This window comes from Limnohabitans sp. MMS-10A-192 (assembly GCF_003063335.1).
In the GTDB taxonomy this organism is placed as follows: Bacteria; Pseudomonadota; Gammaproteobacteria; order Burkholderiales; family Burkholderiaceae_C; genus Limnohabitans_A.
Genome location: NZ_NERX01000007.1, coordinates 28,058 through 47,906 on the forward strand (window position 1 = coordinate 28,058; position 19,849 = coordinate 47,906).

The following is a 19,849-nucleotide window of genomic DNA, read 5'->3' on the forward strand; positions in this document are numbered from 1 at the left end:
GCGGCCAGTGGCCGCAGCAGGAGACGGGCATCAGCCCTTTTTGACTTCCTTGACTTCAGCGTCCACGACGTTGTCGTCTTGTGGTTTGGCTTGCTCGGCGCCTGCGCCCGCAGCGGCTTGCTGCGCTTGCATGTCGGCATAGACCTTCTCGCCCAGCTTCTGGCTGGCCGTCATCAGGGCTTCTGTCTTGGCTTCGATGGCGTCTTTGTCTTCGCCTTTCAACACTTCTTCCAGGTCTTTGGCTGCGGCTTCGATGGCTTCTTTTTCAGCCGCTTCGATCTTGTCGCCATGCTCGGTCAGGCTCTTCTTGACGCTGTGCACGGCGGCTTCGCCCGCGTTGCGTGCTTGCACCAGTTCGAGTTTTTTCTTGTCTTCGGCAGCGTTCAGCTCGGCGTCTTTCACCATCTGCTGGATTTCTTCTTCCGACAGGCCCGAATTGGCCTTGATGGTGATCTTGTTTTCCTTGCCGGTGCCTTTGTCTTTGGCGCCCACGTGCAAGATGCCGTTGGCGTCGATGTCGAAAGACACTTCGATCTGGGGCGTGCCACGCGCTGCGGGTGGGATGCCTTCGAGGTTGAATTCACCCAGCGCCTTGTTGCCCGAAGCGATCTCGCGCTCGCCCTGGAACACCTTGATGGTCACGGCCGGCTGGTTGTCTTCAGCGGTTGAGAAGGTCTGTGCGAACTTGGTGGGGATCGTGGTGTTCTTGGTGATCATCTTGGTCATGACACCGCCCATGGTCTCGATGCCCAAAGACAAAGGTGTCACGTCCAGCAGCAGCACGTCCTTGCGGTCGCCCGAGAGCACCTGGCCCTGGATGGCAGCGCCCACGGCCACGGCTTCGTCAGGGTTCACGTCTTTGCGTGGCTCCTGGCCAAAGAATTCTTTGACTTTCTCTTGCACCTTGGGCATGCGCGACATGCCGCCGACCAGGATCACGTCGTGGATGTCGGAGACCGACACGCCAGCGTCCTTGATGGCCATGCGGCAAGGGGCGATGGTGCGCTCAATCAGCTCTTCCACCAACTGCTCCAGCTTGGCGCGGGTCAGCTTGACGTTCAGGTGCTTGGGGCCTGTGGCGTCAGCGGTGATGTAGGGCAGGTTGACGTCGGTCGATGCGGAGCTGGACAGCTCGATCTTGGCCTTTTCGGCGGCTTCTTTCAGACGCTGCAAGGCCAGCACGTCTTTGGCCAGATCGACGCCGGACTCTTTCTTGAACTCGGCAATGATGAAGTCGATGATGCGCTGGTCGAAGTCTTCGCCGCCCAGGAAGGTGTCACCGTTGGTGGACAACACTTCGAATTGCTTTTCACCGTCGACGTCGGCGATCTCGATGATGGACACGTCGAACGTGCCGCCACCCAGGTCATACACGGCGATCTTGCGGTCGCCCTTTTCATTCTTGTCCAGACCGAAAGCCAAAGCTGCGGCGGTGGGTTCGTTGATGATGCGCTTGACGTCCAGGCCAGCGATGCGGCCAGCGTCTTTGGTGGCTTGGCGCTGGGCGTCGTTGAAGTACGCGGGCACCGTGATCACGGCTTCGGTCACTTCTTCGCCGAGGTAGTCTTCGGCGGTTTTCTTCATCTTGCGCAGGATCTCAGCGCTGATCTGTGGTGGGGCCATTTTCTGGCCGCGCACTTCCACCCAGGCGTCGCCGTTGTCGGCTTTGGCGATGGTGTAAGGCATCAGGTCGATGTCTTTTTGCACTTCTTTTTCGGCGAACTTGCGGCCGATCAAACGCTTGACGGCGTACAAGGTGTTGCGGGGGTTGGTGACCGCCTGGCGCTTGGCCGAGGCACCGACCAGAATTTCGCCGTCTTCTTGGTACGCAATGATCGAAGGCGTGGTGCGAGCGCCTTCGGCGTTCTCGATCACTTTGGTCGTGTTGCCTTCCATGATGGCCACGCACGAGTTGGTGGTGCCCAAGTCAATACCGATGATTCTTCCCATGATGATTCTCCAAAATTCAGTGAAAGTGCAGATGTTCTGCAGGTGGGGTGGGGTGGAAACTTTTCAAGTCCCCACACGCCAAAAAAGGTTTTTTACTTGTCATGCCGGACTTGATCCGGCATCCATCTTCTTGAAGTCATGGACCCCGGATCAAGTCCGGGGTGACACTGGGCGTTAAATCGCTTGCGTTTATTTGGGCGCGGTGACCGTCACCAGCGCCGGACGCAGCACGCGCTCGGCGATCAGGTAGCCCTTTTGCAACACGCTGACCACGGTGTTGGCTTCCTGCTCGGCCGGCACCACGCTGATGGCTTGGTGGTGGTGCGGGTCGAACTTGGTGCCTGCAGGCGGGGCGATCTCGACCACTTTGTTGCGCTCCAGCGCGCTTTTCAGCTGGCGCAGGGTGGCCTCAGAGCCTTCGCGGATCTGCTCCAGCGTGGCGTTGGGGATGGCCAAACCGGCTTCCAGACTGTCCAGCACGGGCAGCAGGCTGTCGGCGAAACCTTCGACGGCAAACTTGCGGGCCTTGCTGATCTCTTCGTCAGCGCGGCGGCGGGCGTTTTGCACATCGGCCTGGGCGCGCAGGTACTGGTCGGCCAAGTCGGCGTTTTGGGCCTTCAGGTTGGCCAGTTCGGCTTGCGCATCGGCCAGTGGATCGGCCAGTGGATCGGTCGGGGTCATGGCCGCCGCAGCCGCCAGTTCTTCGTCGCTCAAGGGTTTGTTTTCGGGGTTTTGAGTAGCTTCTGACATGAACAATGTCCGCAAAAAAGAAATTAACCCCATACAAGTAGGGGTTCTGAAAGGGGTTTCAAGAGGTCGCTGATGAAAAATCGGGGCGCGGGTCGCAAGTGGACCCCGGATCTACGTCCGGGGTGACATGCGAGGGGCGATCCGACCTGACGCGAAAGAGTCGTTTCAACGTGCCGCGCAGAGCCGTTTCGGGACGAAATGCGCGGCCGTACAGGTAGCTGGCCCAACACGCCTTGGCATCAAACACCCTGACGGCAGCCGTGTGCCGACCTGGCGCTCAGTTCAGTGCCAACAATTCCACGTCAAATTTCAAGGTGGCGTTCGGGGGGATCACGCCGCCAGCGCCGCGAGCGCCATAGCCCAGCTCCGAAGGGATGATCAGGGTGCGCTGACCGCCGACCTTCATGCCGGCCACGCCTTCGTCCCAACCCTTGATGACCATGCCTGCGCCCAGCGGGAACACGAAGGGGTCACGGCGGTCGCGGCTCGAATCGAACTTGGCGCCTTGCTGGCCGTCCTTGTAGAGCCAGCCGGTGTAGTGCACGGTGACGTCCTGGCCTTTGGTCGCTTCTGCGCCTTCGCCCACGACGGTGTCTTCGTATTGCAGGCCGGATGGGGTGGTGTTCATGGTGAGCTTTCTGTGAATGCGCGAGGCCTGAAACGGTGGCCTCGCTGCGTGCGTAAACCCAAAATTATGCCAGCAGGCCCCGCCGTGCTAGATCGCGCATCAAGGCGCTGATGCCATAGACCCAGGCAGAGGCCTGGTCCGAGGTGGTGATGGTGTTGGTCAAAGTGCCCAGCTTGGGGGTGGACACGCTCACCACATCGCCCACCACATGGGTAAAGCCCTGGCCCGGGCCATGCCGGTCTTGCGTGGGCGCAAACATGGTGCCCAAGAACAGCATCATGCCGTCCGGGTACTGGTGGCAAGGGCCCATGGCCTGGCCCACCAGGTCGAGTGGGTCGCGGCTGATCTGGCTCAGGGAGCTGCTGCCTTGCATCACAAAGCCCTCGGGGCCTTGCACCTTCAGGCTCAGGTCGCACTGGCGCACATCGTCGATGCCAAAGTGCGCGTCGAACAAACGGATGAAGGGGCCGATCGCGCAGCTGGCGTTGTTGTCCTTGGCCTTGCCCAGCAACAGGGCGCTGCGGCCTTCAAAGTCGCGCAGATTCACGTCGTTGCCTAAGCTGGCACCGACCACCTCGCCACGCGAGTTGACGGCCAGCACGATTTCGGGCTCGGGGTTGTTCCATTGGCTGCCGGGGTGAATGCCCGCCAGTGCCCCTGTGCCGATGGCGCTCATGGGCTGCGACTTGGTGAAGATCTCGGCGTCTGGACCAATGCCCACCTCCAGGTATTGCGACCACATGCCCTGGGCCAGCAACACCTCTTTGAGCTTGGCCGACTCGGGCGAGCCGGGTTTGACACTGCGCAGGTTGTCGCCAATCACGGCCACCACGGCCTGGCGCACGGCCTCGGCCTTGCTGGCGTCGCCACGGGCTTGCTCTTCGATCACCCGCTCCAGCATGCTGGCCACAAAAGTCACGCCCGCAGCCTTGATGGCCTGCAGGTCGCAAGGGGCCATGAACCAAGGCGCCGACGCATCCAGCTGCGGCGCTTGCGAGTTGGTCAGCACATCGGCGGTTTGGGCCAGCACGGGCGCTTTGCCGGAGGCGATGAACTGACGCACTTGCGTGGCGGTCTGCGGCAATTCGAGCAGTTGGCTGCTGGTGGGGGCCAAGCCAGACAAATCGAACACTTGGCCATCATGGATGCTGACAAGGGTGGCCCCCAGGCCAGCTTGCCACATGCGCCCGATCAGGCAGGCTTGTGAAGGGTCGGTGGGCAAAGCAGTTTGGTTCATGGCGGGTAGCAGGGATGGCTGAGATAGAAAAGAGCATGCCAGAGGCCTGTGCTGCATGCTGTCACGCAAGAGCGGCTTGCTGATAACACCGCACCCCCAAAAAAAGGAAGCAATTTGTTGCAAGCTTGTGCTTTGCATCACGGTTTGGCAGGGTTGATCGCGGTAAATTAAGAGCGTCTACAAACAAAGGATTTTTCACATGACACTTTCAACTCCCCTGAAAGCCACAGGCGCCTTGGTGTGCGGCTTGGCCATCTTGTTGTCCGGTTGCGCCACCGCAACTTCTGAGCAAAAAGGCGCAGGTACAGGTGCTTTGATTGGCGCAGTGGCTGGTCAGGTGCTGGGCCGCGATGCCAAGTCTTCGGCCATCGGTGCCGGCTTGGGCGCTTTGGGCGGCTACATCTGGTCCAAGAACATGGAAGACAAAAAGCGCGCCATGGAAGTGGCCACGGCTGGCACAGGCACTGTGGTCACGCAAACGGCCGACAACCAGCTCAAACTGAGCATTCCAAACGACATCTCGTTTGCCACTGGGCGCCATGACATCCAGCCGCGCCTGATGCCGATCCTGGACCAGTTCGCACAAGGCCTGAACCAGCAGCCTTCCATGGAAGTGCGCATCGTGGGCCACACTGACAACACCGGTGGGGACGCCATCAACAACCCGCTTTCGGTCAACCGTGCGCAAAGTGCGCGTGATTATTTGGTGTCGCGTGGGGTGAGCGCCAACCGCATGGCCATCGATGGTCGTGGCTCTCGTGAGCCGATTGCCGATAACGCCAGCGAAGCGGGCCGTGCACGCAACCGCCGCATTGACATCTATTTGGCTGAGCGTTCTGCTGGCCGATAAACCACTGCCTTGAGTGTTGCAAGGCGTGCCCGCGCAAGTGGGCACGCCTTGTTTTTTGGCGGGTGTCGGCCACGCAAGGTGAGTTGAACGGTTGGGCTCAGAGGTAAATTTTTTGCAGCAACGAGAGCAGTGTTTTGCGTTGTGCAGGCGTCAGGCGTGTGGTTTTTTCGACCTCCAGATCTGACGCGGTTTGTTCCGCCTGCACCATCAGGGTCTGGCCTTTGGCGGTGGCGTGCAGGCCCACGGCACGGCCATCGTGTGGGTGGGGTTTGCGTTCGATCAGGCCGCGCGACTCCAGCGACTGGATCAGGCCCACCAAGTTAGGGGGCAGCAAGTTCAAAGCGGCGCACAGCTGGCGCGAGGTCACGCCGGGGTTGTGGTGGATGGTGGTCATCACCGAAAAGTCCACGGGCTTGAGGCCATAAGGAGCCAGCCGTTCCAGGAAGAGCTCGATGATGCTCAGCGCTGCACGCCGGGCGTTGTAGCCCATCAGCGATTGCAGGTAGGAGGTGTCCACTTTGTCCACGGCCGCCACATCGCTGCCAACCGCCGGTTTGGCCGGTTTGGCCGTCTGGGCGGTGCGGCGTGGCGAAACCCTTTTGGAGGGCGCAGCAGGGTTGTCTTTGGCGCTGGGCATGGCGGGTGATCAGGCCGATGCAGCCGTGCACTGCTGCACGATGATGAAGGTGCGCATCTGGAACTCGGGCAGCACCCAGCTGCGCAGGGCTTTGGCGGGCGCTTTCCAGCGTGTGTCGGCATTGGGTGTGCTCTCGTCCACACCCGCCTCGATGCGCAGCCAGGCCCAGTCCATCAGCACCAGGGCCACGGCGCGCAGGTAGTCGTCCGCCACGCGGAAGGCCAGAGCGGCGTCTTGCGGCGCGGCCTTGACGATCTGCTCGGTCACGGCGCGCAGGGTCTGGATGCGGGCAAGAGCTGCGGTGCTGGCTTTCGCCGCTTTGGGCAGGTCCGCGGCGATGGTGTCCAGCAAAGCGTTCATGCTTTGACCGCCATCGGCCAGCACCTTGCGCACCAGCAAATCGATCGCCTGGATTTCGTTGGTGCCTTCGTAGATCATGGCCACGCGGGCGTCGCGCACGATTTGCTCGATGCCCCATTCGCGCACATAACCGTGGCCGCCAAACACCTGCAAGCAGTCGCTGCCGCCGTGAAAGGCTTGGTGGGTGAAAACCGATTTCATGACCGGGGTGACCAGCGCGCACCAGCGCTGGGCAGCGGCTTGTGTGGCGGCATCGGGGCTGTGTTTGATCAGATCGAGTTCGAGCGCGGTGCGGTAGGCCAGCACACGACCGGCATCGACCCAAGCGCGTTGCGTGTCGAGGATGCGGCGCATGGCAGGGTGCTCGCCAATCAGGTCCGCTTCCCCCGCGCTTTTGCCTTTGCCCGGTGCACGCATTTGGCGGCGTTCTTGCGCGTAGGCATCGGCCTTTTGCCAGGCGGCGTCCAGTAGGCCAATGCCTTGCAGGGCCACATGCAGGCGGGCGGCGTTCATCATCACGAACATCGCGCCCAAGCCCTTGCCGGGCTCGCCCACTATGGAAGAGACCGCTTCGTCAAAACGCATCACGCAAGTCGGGCTGCCGTGCAGGCCCATTTTTTCTTCGATGCGGTCGCAATGCACGCGGCTGCGCGAACCATCGGGGTAAAACTTGGGCACCAAAAACAGAGACAGGCCTTTGGGGCCGGGCGGCGCATCGGGCAGGCGCGCTAGCACCAGGTGCACGATGTTGTCGCTCAGGTCGTGCTCGCCACCTGAGATGAAAATTTTGGTGCCGCTGACGGCGTAGTTGCCATCGGGCAGGGGTACGGCCTTGGTCCGGGCCAAGCCCAAATCGGAGCCTGCATGCGGCTCGGTCAGGCACATGGTGGCCAGCCATTCGCCGGTGGCCACTTTCTCCAAATATTGCGCTTTGACTTCGTCGCTGGCGTGGTGCTTGATGCATTCGTAAGCGCCGTGCAGCAGACCGGGGGCCATGGTCCAGCCATGGTTGGCGGCCGACAGCATTTCGTAGAGCATGGCTTCGAGCACGCTGGGCAGGCCTTGGCCGCCGTCTTCGGTGCTGGAGGCCAGCGCAGGCCAGCCCGATTGCCAAAAGGACTGGTAAGCATCCTTAAAGCCCGGCGGCATGGTGACCGCGCCGTCTTTCCACTGCGCGCCGATTTCGTCGCCGTCGCGGTTGAGCGGGGCGATCACTTCGCCCACAAACTTGCCAGCTTCTTCCAGCACTTGTTGCATCAGCTCAGGGTCCACCTCGGCAAAGGCGGGCAGGGCTTGCAGTTGGGCAGGCGCGTTCAAAACGCGGGACAACACAAACTGCATGTCGTCGGTGCGGGGTTGGTAGGCGTTCATGTCAGCAATCTTTATTTCTTGGCGGCACCCAGATAGGTGTCGATCACGCGGGGGTCTTGGGCCAAATCGGCGGCTTTGCCGTGCAGGCCAATTTCGCCCATCTCCAGCACATAGCCATCGTCGGCCACAGCCAGCGCGGCGCGGGCGTTTTGTTCCACCAGCACGATGGTCACGCCGGTTTGGCGCAGGGTTTCGATGATGGTGAAGATTTCTTTCACGATCAGCGGGGCCAGGCCCAGGCTGGGCTCGTCCAGCATCAAGAGCGAGGGGCGTGACATCAGCGAGCGGCCCACGGCCAACATCTGGCGCTCGCCCCCTGACAGGGTGCCAGCTTCTTGCAAACGGCGCTCTTTCAGGCGGGGGAACAGGTCGAACACGTCGTCCAGGCGGCTGCGCCACTGCGCGTTGCCCAGTCGCATCTGGCGGTAGCCGCCCAGCACCAGGTTGTCTTCTACGCTCATGGTGCCAAACAGTTCGCGCTTTTCGGGCACCAGCGAAATGCCTTGCATGACGCGCTCTTCGAGCGTTAGCTCGGTGATCGACTGGCCATCAAACTCGATCTGTCCTTTGGCGGGCAGGATGCCCATCAGGCTGTTCAAGAAAGTGGACTTGCCTGCACCGTTGGGGCCGATCACGGTGATCACGCTGCCCTTGGCCGCTTCCAGGCTCAGGCCGTGCAGCACTTCGGCTTTGCCGTAGCCCGCACGCAGATCGGTGACTTTGAGGAGAGGGGTTGCCATGTCAGTGTTCCGTTCCGAGGTAAGCGGCGCGCACGGCCGGGTTGGCTTGCACTTCGGCGGGGGTGCCGCGAGTGAGCAGCGTGCCGAATTCCATCACCACCAGTTGATCGCAGACGTCCATCACCAGGTCCATGTCGTGCTCGACCAACAAGATGCTCATGCCTTCGCCTTGCAGCTGGCGCAGCACCTGGATCAGGCCCTGTTTTTCCTTGTGGCGCAGACCGGCGGCGGGCTCGTCCAGCAGCAGCAGCGCCGGATCGCAGCACAGCGCACGGGCGATTTCCATCAAGCGTTGCGGGCCCATGGCCAGGTTGCCAGCTTGTTCGTGCAGGTAGGCACCCATGCCGATGCGCTCCAACTGGCGCTGGGCTTCTTTCATCATGCGCTGCTCTTCGGCTCGGTTGGTGCGCAGCATGGACGAGACCACGCCACTGCTGCCCCGGGTGTAGGCACCCAGCGCCACGTTTTCGAGCACGGTCATGTCGGGGATCATCTTGACGTGCTGGAAGGTGCGGGCCATGCCCTGGCGAGAAATTTCGCGCGAGGGCAGGGCGCTGATGTCTTCACCCCGAAACAGCACTTGCCCACTGGTTTTGGACAGCACGCCGGTGATCAGGTTGAAGGTGGTGGATTTGCCTGCGCCGTTGGGGCCGATCAAGCCGACGATTTGGCCGGCGCTGATGTCAAAGCTGATGTCGTTGACCGCCGTGAGGCCGCCAAACTGTTTACGGATCTTGTCGACCTTGAGCACCACATCGCCTGCTGCGGGTTTGCTGCGAGCGGGCAGGTCGGCGGCGTTTTGCCAGTCGACTGCACGCGGTGGGCGTGGCAGCTTTTTGGCCACCACCGACCACAGGCCGTCGGGCAGGTACTTGAGCACCAGCACCATGGCCACGCCGAACACAATGACTTCGTAACTGCCGCTGGTGCCAATCAAGGCAGGCAGCGCCACTTGCAAGTAATCATCGAGCAGCTTGATCAGACCTGCCCCCACGATGGCGCCCCACACATGGCCCACACCACCAATCACCGCCATGAACAGGTATTCGATGCCCATTTTCAGACCGAAGGCGGATGGGTTCACGGTGCGCTGGAAATGCGCCAGCAGCCAGCCTGAAACACAAGCAAACAAGGCGGCCAGCACGAAGATGGTGACTTTGTAGCGGAAGGTGCTGATGCCCATGGCTTCGGCCATCTGCGTGCCGCCCTTGAGGGAACGAATCGCACGTCCTGGTCGGGAGTCCAGCAAGTTGAGCAAGGCCACGGCCCCGGCCAGCAAGATGGCCCAGGTCAGCACAAAGAACAGCCGACCTTGGCCAATGTCGAGGTCGCCGATGGACAAACTTTTGAGGCCCAGCAAGCCGTCGTATTTGCCCAAGGCATCCAGGTTGCCCATGAGGTAATACAAGGCCAGCCCCCAGGCGATGGTGGCCAGCGGTAAGTAGTGACCCGACATGCGCAGCGTGATGAAACCCACGATCAGTGCGCTGACGGCGGTCAGCGACAGGCCCACGAACAAGGTCAACCAAGGCGACATGCCGGTGTTGAGCGTGAGCCATGCGGTGGTGTATGCGCCGATGCCCACGAAAGCCGCTTGGCCAAAAGACGTGAGACCGCCGATGCCTGTGAGCAGGACGAGACCCAAGCCCACGAGGGCATACAAACCGATGTAGTTGAGCTGGGCGATCCAGAAGTCGGGCAGGGGGGCCAAGGCGATCAGCGGGACCGCAGCGGCCAGCAGCCAGATGGAGAATTTTTGTTTGTTCATGTCAGTGTTCCTCGTCCGAGTGGCCACTGCGCAAAGAGCGCACGAGGAGAATGGGCAAGATGAGCGTGAAGACGATCACTTCCTTGAATGCGCTGGCCCAGAAAGCACCAAATGCTTCCACGATGCCCACGAACAGTGCGCCCACGAGCGCTCCGGGGTAGCTGGCCAGGCCGCCGATCACGGCAGCCACAAAGCCCTTGAGTCCAATCAGAAATCCCGAGTCGTAGAACACGGTGGTGGTGGGGCCAATCAGCAGGCCCGACAGCGCGCCAATGAGGGCGGCCATGAGGAAGGTCAACTGGCCCGAGGTGTGGCTGGAGATGCCCATCAGGCGAGCACCGGTGCGGTTGACGGCGGTGGCGCGCAGGGCTTTGCCGCGCAAGGAACGCTCGAAGTAGAGCCACAGCAAAACAATCAAGGCCAAGGACACACCAAAGATGATGACGGTTTGGCCTGAGAGTGTGACGGGCCCCAGCGAGAAACGCTCATCCCAAAATGGCGGATTGCGAAAGCCTTCTGCGCCAAAGAACAAGAGACCCAGTCCGGTCATGGCGAAGTGCACGCCCACCGAAACAATCAGCAGCACCAGCGGTGTCGCCGCTTCGAGTGACTGATAAGCCACGCGGTAGACCAAGGGCCCAAAGGCCGTGACGATGGCCACGCTCAGAATGGCCTGCATCCACAGCGGGAACATTTGCGGGGCCGCCCAGATGCCCACGATCGAGACAATCACGGGAAAGACCAGCAGTTTCAGTGCCGAGCGCAGGGCTCGCAAAGGCTTGCCATGGTGGTGCCAGCGCTCCGCCAACTCCATCAAGGCGGCCACGCCAGCCAAGATCAGCAGCAACCAGATGGTGCCGGGCGTTTTGCCGGTTTGCAGCATGGCCAAGGTGAGAGCGCCATAGGCGACAAATTCGCCTTGGGGAATAAAAATCACGCGGGTGACGGTGAACACCAACACAGTGGCCAGCCCGAGCAGGGCATAGATCGCACCATTGGTGACACCGTCAAGCAGCAAGATGCTGGCGATGGAAAAGTCCATGGGAAGCCTTGGGGGGAAAACAGCAGAAGCCCGTGTGAATGGCTGCAGTGCCCCCAGCTTTGTGAGGCACTGCAGCAGTTCAAATGTGGGCAGGGGCGGGCTCCCGCAAAGAGAGTCCCCTGCACCTGTGGTCAGTGCTTATTCGACTTTGAACTTGCCGTCCACGACTTTGGTCATCACGCCGGTTTCGAGCGTGTAGCCCCAGTGGTCAGCGGGTGTCCAGTTCATCACGCCGTGCGCGAACACGGTGCGGCCCATGTTTTCCAGGCTGTCACGCACGGCAGAGCGGAACTCGGCAGTGCCAGGCTTGGCTTTCTTGAGGGCCATGGGAATGGCTTTTTCGACCGCAATTTCGAAGTCATATGAGTGACCTGCGAACTGGTTGCGCGAATTGGCACCAAACTCTTTTTCAAACTTCTGCACGAAGTCCAGAGCCAGCTTCTTGGAGGGGTGGCTGTCAGCCAATTGGTCACCCAGCAGTGCGGGGCCGGACACCACAAAAGTGCCTTCAACCGATTTGCCGCCCACGCGGGACAGGTCTGGCGTGGCGGCGGCATGGGTCTGGTAAACCTTGCCTTTGTAGCCGCGCTCAACCAAGCCCATTTGCGGCATGGCTGCACCCGAGCCCGAAGCCACGACCAGCATCGCATCTGGATTGGCAGCGGTCAATTTCAGGGCTTGTGGCGTCACGCTGGTGTCCGTACGGGCAAAACGTTCGGTGCCGACCAACTTGATGCCGGCTTTGTCCAGCATGGGGCCGACAGCGTCCAGCCACTGCTGGCCATAGGCGTCGGTGTAGCCCAAGAAACCAACGGTCTTGACGCCTTGCTTTTTCATGTGCTCGACCACGGCATGGCCCATCACGGTGTTTGACTGGGGCAGGCGGAACAGCCACTTGTCTTTGCCGGGGGGCACACCCACAGGGGATCCTGCGATTTGCACGGTGCCGGCTTCGGCAGCGATGTCGGTCATGGCAGCAGCCACAGCGGTGATGCAGGAGCCAAAAATCAGATCGACCTTGTCTTCGGTCACAAAGCGTCGTGCGTTGGCAGCGCCTTTGCCGGGATCTGTGGCATCGTCCAAGATGATCAGCTGGACTTTTTCACCGCCCAGGGTCTTGGGAAACAGTTGCAGCTGTTTTTGCATCGGAATGCCCAGGCCGGAGCCGGGGCCGGTCAGCGACAGGCTCACGCCGATTTTGATGTCGGCCAGTGCAGCGGTGCTGGACACGGCGGTGATGGCCAAAGCCAGCAGGGTTTTCTTGAGTTTCATGGTTGTCTCCTCGGAGGGGTGGTTGGAAAACGCAGGTTAGGGGAAAACGGAAAAGTTGAACAGCGGCAATGCCCTGATCAGCTGCACAAGGCCTTGATGTCTTCAGGCACCGGGATCGCCTTGATGCGGTCCGGGTCTTCGGGGTGCTTGATGCAAAAGGCGCGCACTTCGGTGCCTTCGCACAGGACCGTGTCGCCCCGCATGACCACGTGCTTGTGCACGATGACCTTTTCGCGCCACTCCTGCACGCTGGTGTGCACCTGGAGGGTTTCGCCATAGGTGGCGGGGCGGATGAACTTGGTGTTGATCTCCAAGAGCGGCGTGCCAATGATGCCGCGCGTCTTGACCAACTCGCGCCAGGGCGGCACGCCGCACTTGACGAAAAAGTTCAGCGACGAAGCGTCCATCCATTTGGAGAAGTTGGGGAAGAAGACGATGCCTGCGGGATCGCAGTCACCGAACATCACTTGCACTTCGTAAACAACGGTTTTACTCATCTGGGGTCTCTAGGTTGGCGTGAACAGGTTTTTCATTTGTCATGCCCGACTTGATCGGGCATCCACGCGCATCGAAGGCATGGATACCCGCCTGCGCGGGTATGACAAATGTGTGAGGTGCACGCATGTCGTGGTGGTTTCAGCGGGGGGCCATGCGCAGCGCGCCGTCCAGACGAATGGTTTCGCCGTTCAGGTGGTTGTTGGTGACGATGTGGCAGGCCAGTTCGGCGAACTCGCTGGGCTTGCCCAAACGTGCCGGGAAGGGGATGCTGGCCGCCAGCGATTGCTGGATGGGCTCGGGCAAGGTTTCCATCAAAGGCGTTTTGAACAGGCCGGGGGCGATGGTGCACACGCGAATGCCGTGCTGCGCCAGATCACGGGCCATGGGCAGCGTCATGCCCGCCACACCGGCCTTGGAGGCGCTGTAGGCCTGCTGGCCCACTTGGCCGTCAAAAGCCGCGACCGATGCCGTGAAGACCATCACGCCACGGGCACCGTCTTCCATGGGTTCGAGCTTGGCGCAGGCGGCCGAGAACAAACGCGCCGCGTTGTAAGTGCCAATCAGGTTGACGTTGATCACCTTGGCAAAGTCTTCCAGCGGCGCGGCGTTGCCGTCCTTGCCGACCACGCGCTTGGCCGAGCCAATGCCGGCGATCTGCATCAAGATGCGGGCGGGGCCATGGGCAGCGGCGGCGGCCTCGATGGCATGCTGCATGCTGTCCGGATCGCTCACATTGCATTTGACGGCCACGGCGCAGCCGTTTCCAAATTGCGCGTCGATGTCCTTGGCCACGCGCTCGGCGTTGTCCATGTTGAGGTCGAGCACCGCGACCTTGGCGCCCAAACGGGCCAATTCACGTGCTGTCGCCTCGCCCAAACCGGAGCCACCGCCGGTGACCAGTGCTGCTTGTCCTTGGATGTTCATGTCAGTACCTTTTTGTTGTATCTCAATGGGGTTTTGTCATGCCCGACTTGATCGGGCATCCATGCGCATTGAAGGCATGGATTCCCGCGTTCGCGGGAATGACGACAAATAAAGATGGGTGCCCACCTTTTGACGCCATGACCCATTGGTCAATCACGCCACAGTGCCTTCCGGGTTCTCGATCAACAAGGCAATGCCTTGCCCACCGCCCACGCAGGCGCTGGAGATGCCGTAGCGCAAACCGCTGCGTTTCAGTTCACGCGCCAGCGTGATCGTCAGGCGCACGCCCGTCGCGGCCAGCGGGTGGCCCAACGCAATCGCGCCGCCATTCACGTTGAGTTTGGCCAAGTCGAGGCCCAGCTCGCGGCCCACTGCCAGGGTTTGCGCGCCTTGCGCTTCGTTGATCTCAAAGCGGCCAATGTCGGACAGCTTCAGGCCTGTGCGTTCCAGCAGAAGGCGGATAGCGGGCGCGGGGCCAATGCCCATGATCTCGGGTGGCACACCCACGGCAGCGGCAGCCACCACGCGGGCCAGAGGCTTTTTGCCTTGGGCTTTGGCATAAGCGCCCGAGGTGACAACACAAGCCGCTGCCGCATCGACCAAGGCCGAGCTGTTGCCACCGGTCTGCACACCGCCTTCATAGACCGACTTGAGCTTGGCCAGCACTTCAGGCGGCGAGATGCGGGGGTGCGTGTCGGTGGCCACTTCGGTGACCTTGCCTTGCAGCTTGATGCCACGGGCTTTGTAGCCTTCGAGTTCAAACTTTTCGGTGACCACGGGCACGATCTCGCCCGCATGGAAACCGGCGGCTTGCGCGGCCACGGCCTTGGCAAACGAGTCGCTGGCGAACTGGTCCACCTCTTCGCGGGTGATGTTGTATTTCTTGGCCAGGTTCTCGGCGGTCTGGATCATGTTGATGCCAGCGGCCGGGTCTTTCAGGGCTTCCCACATGTAGTCTTTGAAGCCCACCGGTGCGCCCAGCTTGAAGCCGGTGCGGTGGTCAAAAGCGGCAATCGGGTTGCGCGTCATGCTCTCGGTGCCGACCACCAGCGCGGCCTCGCACACGCCCGCTTCGATCTGTTCACCGGCCTGGCGGAACAGCTCAAAGCCGGTGCCGCAAATGCGCTGGGTCATGATGGCCGGCACTTCTTGCGGCACACCGGCATACAGACCAATGTGGCGGGGCAGAAAGAATTGGTCGAAGTCGCCAGGGGCCATGTTGCCGGTGATGACCGAGCCGATTTCGGTGGGCGCGATGCCTGCGCGCTTCAAAGCTTCGCGGGCGGCTTTGATGCCGAGGTCCGTGGGCGAGATGTGGCCCAGCGCGCCGCAATAGTCCACCATGGGCGTGCGCACACCTTCGTGCATCCACACATCGGCAAACGCGTTGAAAAATCCTTTGGCTGTCATTGTTTTTCCTAGGGTTTTGTCATGCCCGACTTGATCGGGCATCCATGTTCAGCGAAGGCATGGATACCCGCGTTCGCGGGTATGACAAGTGAGTGGTTGACGTTTGGGTGATGACCTGTGAGTGATTGACGTTCGGGTAATGGCCAGTGAGTGGGTTACGTTTGGGGTTTGACGATGTAGTGCAGCGTGTCGGCGTGCAGCGCCGCCACGGTGTCGGCGCGGTGCGTGAGCACCGAGCGCTGGTTGATCGAGCCCTTGTCGGTGATCTCGCCCTTGTCGATGGTGGGCGGCTCGCTCAGCAGGCACAGGCGGGCGATGCGGTTGGCGCTGCCAGTGCCAGTCTTGGCCAGTTCGTTGACGATTTCCTGGAACTTGGCGAGCACTGGGGCAGAGGCGAGCACTTCGGACAAAGGCACGTCGGCACCCAAGCCGCTCAAGGCGCGCACGGCAGGCGTCGGGAAAATCATGGCGCCGACTTCTTTCATGTTGATGCCCGTCAGCACCGCGTCCTGGATGTAGGGCGCACCGGCTGCGATGATCTTGCCGCGCAGAGGGCCCACGCTCACGAAGGTGCCCGTGGCCAGCTTGAAGTCTTCGGCAATGCGGCCGTCGAACTTCAGACCCAAATGCACATCGGTTTCGTCGATCCACTTGACCGCGTCGCCGGTTTTGAAAAAGCCTTCTTCGTCAAAGGCGCCTGCCGTTTCTTCGGCGTTGCGCCAGTAGCCAGGCGTCACGTTGGGGCCGCGGTAACGCACCTCAGTCTTGCCTTGCATGTCCACCAGCTTCAGTTCGAGGCCAGGGGTGGGCACGCCCAAATCACCGGCTTGCACAAAGGGGTTGGTCACGAAGATGCCGAACGGGCCAGACTCGGTCATGCCCAAGCCCGTGCCCATGACGATGCGCTCGCCGATTTCGCGTTCTTGCGATGCGTACAGGCTGTCCCAAATGGGTTGAGCCAAAGCGGCACCGGCATAGAAGAACATCTGAACGCGCGACAGCAGCGTTTTGCGCAGTTGGTCGTCGGTTTTCATCGCGTGGGCGATCGCTTCAAAGCCGGTGGGCACGTTGAAGTAGACCGTGGGTGCGATCTCGCGCAGGTTGCGCAGGGTCTCGCCAATCAGGGCGGGGGTGGGCTTGCCGTCGTCAATGTAGAGCGTGCCGCCGTGGTAGATCGTCATGCCCACGTTGTGGTTGCCGCCGAAGGTGTGGTTCCAGGGCAGCCAGTCGACCAACACCAGTTCTTTTTCGGCCAGCACAGGCATGGACTGGGCCATCTGCTGCTGGTTGGCGCACCACAGGCGCTGGGTGTTGATGACCGCCTTGGGCAGCTTGGTGGAGCCGCTGGTGAACAAAAACTTGACGATGGTGTCGGGGCCGGTGGCGGCCATCGCGGCGTCCACCGCAGGCGTGGCGGTGGTGGCGCACAGGCTCTCGAACGAGGTCACTTGGCGGCCTTCCACCGCGCCTTCACACATCACCACTTCCATGTCATCGCTCACCGTGGCGGCAATGGCTTTGGCATAGCGCGCGTCGGTGGCGAACACCATGCCCGGCGTCACGGTTTTGAGCACATGCTTGAGCTTGTCGTAGTCGACGCTGACCAGCGAGTAGGGTGGCGAAGTGGGCACAAAGGGCACGCCTGCCACCATGGCGCCCAAGGCCAGCAGGGCATGTTCCAGGCTGTTCTCGCTCAAGATGACCACGGGGCGCTCGGCGTTCAAGCCACGGTCGATCAGGCCTTGCGCAATGCTGCGGGCAGTCTGCCAGGCCTCTGCGTAGGTGATGTGCTTCCAGTCGCCCGTGCTGCCGTCGGCTTGCTTGACGCGGCGCGCCATGAATGTGTGCTCGGGCTTGGTTTGCGCCCAGTGTTGCAGGCGGTCGGTCATGCGCTCGGCAAAGGGCTGCAGTTCCTGATCGGCTTTGAGGTAGTGCGTGCCGGGTGCACCATCGCGCAGCGTGACGCGGGTCACGCCGAACTTCAGGGGGCGGAATTTAGGGGCGTTCATGGGGTGTCTCCTGCCGTGCGCTCAGTTGGCTTTTTGCACTTTGGCCGCCTTGCCTTCCAGGAAGGCACGCACACGGGCTTTGGCTTCAGGCGCGGACTGGGCGATGGAGGCCATCAGCGCTTCGGTGAACAGGCCGTGGTCTGCAGGCTGCTCGGCAATGCGGGGCAGGGCGTGGGTCAGGGCAAAGTTGGTCAGGGGCGCGTTGGTGGCAATGCGGGCGGCCAGCTCAATGGCCTTGGTCAAAGCCGTACCGGTGGGCACCAGGTATTGCGCAAAGCCCACGCGTTCGCCGTCTTGCGCGTTGTAGACGCGGCCGGTCAGCATCATGTCGGTCATGCGGGCGGCGCCAATCAGTTTGGGCACACGCACCGAACCGCCACCGCCCACAAAGATGCCGCGTGTGCCTTCGGGCAGCGCGTAAAAAGTGCTTTCGTCGGCCACGCGGATGTGCGATGCGGAAGCCAGCTCCAAGCCGCCACCGACCACCGCGCCGTGCAGCGCCGCGACCACGGGCACGCGGCCTTGTTCAACGGCGTTCAGGGCCACGTGCCAGCCGCGCGAGTGGTGGATGCCTTCACCGGCATCGCGCTCTTTCAGCTCAGACAAATCCAGACCGGCGCAGAAGTGGTCGCCTTCGCCGTGGATGACGGCCGCACCAGCCTCTGGGGGCAGGTTTTGGAACACATCGCGCAGTGCTTCGATCAGGCTGTCGTTCAGTGCATTGCGCTTGGCCGGGCGGCACAGGCGCACCACGGCCACAGCGCCTTGCATCTCCAGAGAAACGCCATTCGCTGCGGCACGGTCAAGGATGGGATTGCTTTGCAGGGACATCGGATGAGACTCTCAAATGACTTGACCCAAAGGTCAAGAAGGTTATTATTGATAACGATATTGTGAGCAGGCCAATGCAGTTTCTTTCTTGGGGATTTCCCTAGGTTGGGCATCAAAAACGGCCAAACGCCTGCAAGTTACAGCCTGTTTTCGCCGCATCGGCTATCGTCAGCACCACTGCAATGGAGACACACCAGCCATGAAACACCAAGACCTGATCGCGATTGACATCCACACCCACGCCGAAGTGAGCTGCTGGAACCCCTTTGACAACTACGGCGAGGAATACGACCGCGCCGCCGACAAGTTTTTTGGCAGCAACCGCCGCCCGACCATCGAAGAAACCGTGGCCTATTACCGAGAGCGCAAGATCGGTCTGGTCATGTTCACCGTCGACAGCGAATCGCAGCTGGGCCGCCGACGCATTCCCAACGAAGAGATCGCCAAGGCGGCGCGCGACAACAGCGACATGATGATTGCCTTCGCCAGCATCGACCCGCACAAGGGCAAGATGGGCGCCCGCGAGGCCGAACGCCTGATCAAAGAAGAGGGCATCAAGGGCTTCAAGTTCCACCCCACGGTGCAGGGCTACCACCCTTACGACAAGATGGCCTGGCCGATCTACGAGGTCATCAACGCATACAAATTGCCCGCGATTTTTCACACCGGGCACAGCGGCATTGGCTCGGGCATGCGCTGCGGTGGCGGCCTGCGCCTGGCCTACAGCAACCCCATGCACCTGGACGATGTGGCCATCGACTGGCCCGACATGCAAATCGTCATGGCGCACCCCAGTTTCCCGTGGCAAGACGAGGCCTTGTCCGTGGCCACGCACAAGCCCAATGTCTGGATCGACCTGTCGGGCTGGAGCCCCAAGTACTTTCCCAAACAATTGATCCAGTACGCCAACACGCTGCTCAAAGACCGCATTTTGTTTGGCAGCGACTACCCGCTCATCACGCCCGAGCGCTGGATGAAGGATTTTGAAGTCGCCGGTTTCCGTCCCGAGGTGATGCCGGGCATCTTGAAGGACAACGCGGTGCGTTTGCTGGGGCTGGACAAAGCCGCATGAAGACGCGCCTGCCCACGCATTGTCCGGGCATGACTGTTTGTTGACGTGGGTCAAGTTTCACTTGGCCCGTAGCCTCTGATGCGGTGCAGCTTGCCCTAGACTTTCCTTTTGAATTTTCCAAAAGGTGAAAGCCCATGAAAAGACTTTTAGCCGTCGCGCTGTTCTTTTGCTCGGCCCACACCCACGCCTACGACGGCTTGACCAGTGAGTTGAGCCATGCTGCGGGCGGTGCCCTGATGGCGGGAGCGATCACCCACATCTACAGCGAATCGGAAAACCGTGCGTGGATCGGCTTTGCCGTGAGCACGGCTGCGGTGGTGCTTGAGCAAAGTTATGAAATCTCGCGTGGCGCCAATCGCAACAGCCAGATCAAGGACATGGCCTGGCACGCCTTGGGTTCAGCGCTGGGGGCTTGGGCCACCGACAAGTACTTGCTGGTGCCGGTCGTGACCCGCACGTCGGTTGGCCTGTTGATGGTGCATACCTTCTGAGCGGGGAGC

18 protein-coding genes are annotated in these 19,849 nt (G+C 61.4%); 3 read left to right on the forward strand and 15 right to left on the reverse strand.

The window, feature by feature from the left end; genetic code table 11:
• Positions 1 to 30: 30 nt before the first annotated feature.
• The 4 genes from dnaK to B9Z43_RS13800 all read right to left on the reverse strand — a co-directional run bounded on the left by dnaK (position 31) and on the right by B9Z43_RS13800 (position 4,565).
• Complete coding sequence (gene dnaK / locus B9Z43_RS13785; protein WP_108326532.1) at positions 31 to 1,950, reverse strand: molecular chaperone DnaK; 1,920 nt, start codon at positions 1,948 to 1,950, stop codon at positions 31 to 33.
• A 189-nt stretch (positions 1,951 to 2,139) separates the two neighbouring features.
• Positions 2,140 to 2,700: a nucleotide exchange factor GrpE gene (grpE, locus tag B9Z43_RS13790; RefSeq protein ID WP_108326533.1), complete on the reverse strand. Its 561-nt coding sequence runs from the start codon at positions 2,698 to 2,700 to the stop codon at positions 2,140 to 2,142.
• 277 nt (positions 2,701 to 2,977) lie between these two features.
• On the reverse strand, positions 2,978 to 3,328 hold the full coding sequence (locus tag B9Z43_RS13795) for an FKBP-type peptidyl-prolyl cis-trans isomerase (RefSeq protein ID WP_108326534.1): 351 nt from the start codon (positions 3,326 to 3,328) through the stop codon (positions 2,978 to 2,980).
• 64 nt (positions 3,329 to 3,392) lie between these two features.
• Positions 3,393 to 4,565 carry a fumarylacetoacetate hydrolase family protein gene (locus B9Z43_RS13800; RefSeq protein ID WP_108326535.1) on the reverse strand — a complete coding sequence of 391 codons (1,173 nt, stop codon included), beginning with the start codon at positions 4,563 to 4,565 and terminating at the stop codon, positions 3,393 to 3,395.
• 199 nt (positions 4,566 to 4,764) lie between these two features.
• Here B9Z43_RS13800 and B9Z43_RS13805 point away from each other — a divergent pair, with 199 nt between their 5' ends.
• Positions 4,765 to 5,415 (forward strand): OmpA family protein, encoded by a 651-nt coding sequence (locus B9Z43_RS13805; RefSeq protein WP_108326536.1) that lies wholly within the window; start codon positions 4,765 to 4,767, stop codon positions 5,413 to 5,415.
• 97 nt (positions 5,416 to 5,512) lie between these two features.
• Here B9Z43_RS13805 and B9Z43_RS13810 read toward each other — a convergent pair whose 3' ends face one another.
• The 11 genes from B9Z43_RS13810 to B9Z43_RS13860 form a co-directional block, all read right to left on the reverse strand.
• Positions 5,513 to 6,052 (reverse strand): MarR family winged helix-turn-helix transcriptional regulator, encoded by a 540-nt coding sequence (locus tag B9Z43_RS13810; protein WP_369910327.1) that lies wholly within the window; start codon positions 6,050 to 6,052, stop codon positions 5,513 to 5,515.
• A 9-nt stretch (positions 6,053 to 6,061) separates the two neighbouring features.
• Positions 6,062 to 7,783 (reverse strand): acyl-CoA dehydrogenase family protein, encoded by a 1,722-nt coding sequence (locus B9Z43_RS13815; protein WP_108326537.1) that lies wholly within the window; start codon positions 7,781 to 7,783, stop codon positions 6,062 to 6,064.
• An 11-nt stretch (positions 7,784 to 7,794) separates the two neighbouring features.
• The gene (locus B9Z43_RS13820; protein WP_108326538.1) at positions 7,795 to 8,523 is read right to left on the reverse strand and encodes an ABC transporter ATP-binding protein; all 729 of its coding nucleotides are present in this window, start codon (positions 8,521 to 8,523) and stop codon (positions 7,795 to 7,797) included.
• Position 8,524: 1 nt separating this feature from the next.
• Positions 8,525 to 10,291: an ATP-binding cassette domain-containing protein gene (locus tag B9Z43_RS13825; RefSeq protein ID WP_108326539.1), complete on the reverse strand. Its 1,767-nt coding sequence runs from the start codon at positions 10,289 to 10,291 to the stop codon at positions 8,525 to 8,527.
• A 1-nt stretch (position 10,292) separates the two neighbouring features.
• Positions 10,293 to 11,333 (reverse strand): branched-chain amino acid ABC transporter permease, encoded by a 1,041-nt coding sequence (locus B9Z43_RS13830; protein ID WP_108326540.1) that lies wholly within the window; start codon positions 11,331 to 11,333, stop codon positions 10,293 to 10,295.
• Between the two features lie 138 nt (positions 11,334 to 11,471).
• A complete protein-coding gene (locus B9Z43_RS13835) occupies positions 11,472 to 12,605 on the reverse strand; it encodes an ABC transporter substrate-binding protein (protein ID WP_108326541.1) in 1,134 nt (377 codons plus the stop codon).
• Between the two features lie 77 nt (positions 12,606 to 12,682).
• The gene (locus B9Z43_RS13840; protein WP_108326542.1) at positions 12,683 to 13,102 is read right to left on the reverse strand and encodes a thioesterase family protein; all 420 of its coding nucleotides are present in this window, start codon (positions 13,100 to 13,102) and stop codon (positions 12,683 to 12,685) included.
• Positions 13,103 to 13,241: 139 nt separating this feature from the next.
• On the reverse strand, positions 13,242 to 14,027 hold the full coding sequence (locus tag B9Z43_RS13845; RefSeq protein WP_108326543.1) for an SDR family NAD(P)-dependent oxidoreductase: 786 nt from the start codon (positions 14,025 to 14,027) through the stop codon (positions 13,242 to 13,244).
• 153 nt (positions 14,028 to 14,180) lie between these two features.
• Entirely contained in the window at positions 14,181 to 15,437 is a 1,257-nt protein-coding gene (locus B9Z43_RS13850; RefSeq protein ID WP_108326544.1) for a thiolase family protein, read from the reverse strand.
• A gap of 155 nt (positions 15,438 to 15,592) precedes the next feature.
• Positions 15,593 to 17,446 (reverse strand): feruloyl-CoA synthase, encoded by a 1,854-nt coding sequence (locus B9Z43_RS13855; RefSeq protein ID WP_108326545.1) that lies wholly within the window; start codon positions 17,444 to 17,446, stop codon positions 15,593 to 15,595.
• 21 nt (positions 17,447 to 17,467) lie between these two features.
• Positions 17,468 to 18,277, reverse strand: coding sequence for a crotonase/enoyl-CoA hydratase family protein (locus B9Z43_RS13860; protein ID WP_108326546.1), 810 nt, complete (start codon positions 18,275 to 18,277; stop codon positions 17,468 to 17,470).
• Between the two features lie 199 nt (positions 18,278 to 18,476).
• Between B9Z43_RS13860 and B9Z43_RS13865 the strand changes: the two genes are divergently transcribed.
• Together B9Z43_RS13865 and B9Z43_RS13870 are read left to right on the forward strand one after the other, a co-directional pair.
• Positions 18,477 to 19,349 carry an amidohydrolase family protein gene (locus tag B9Z43_RS13865; protein ID WP_108326547.1) on the forward strand — a complete coding sequence of 291 codons (873 nt, stop codon included), beginning with the start codon at positions 18,477 to 18,479 and terminating at the stop codon, positions 19,347 to 19,349.
• A 134-nt stretch (positions 19,350 to 19,483) separates the two neighbouring features.
• The gene (locus B9Z43_RS13870; protein WP_108326548.1) at positions 19,484 to 19,840 is read left to right on the forward strand and encodes a hypothetical protein; all 357 of its coding nucleotides are present in this window, start codon (positions 19,484 to 19,486) and stop codon (positions 19,838 to 19,840) included.
• The last annotated feature ends 9 nt before the right edge of the window (positions 19,841 to 19,849 follow it).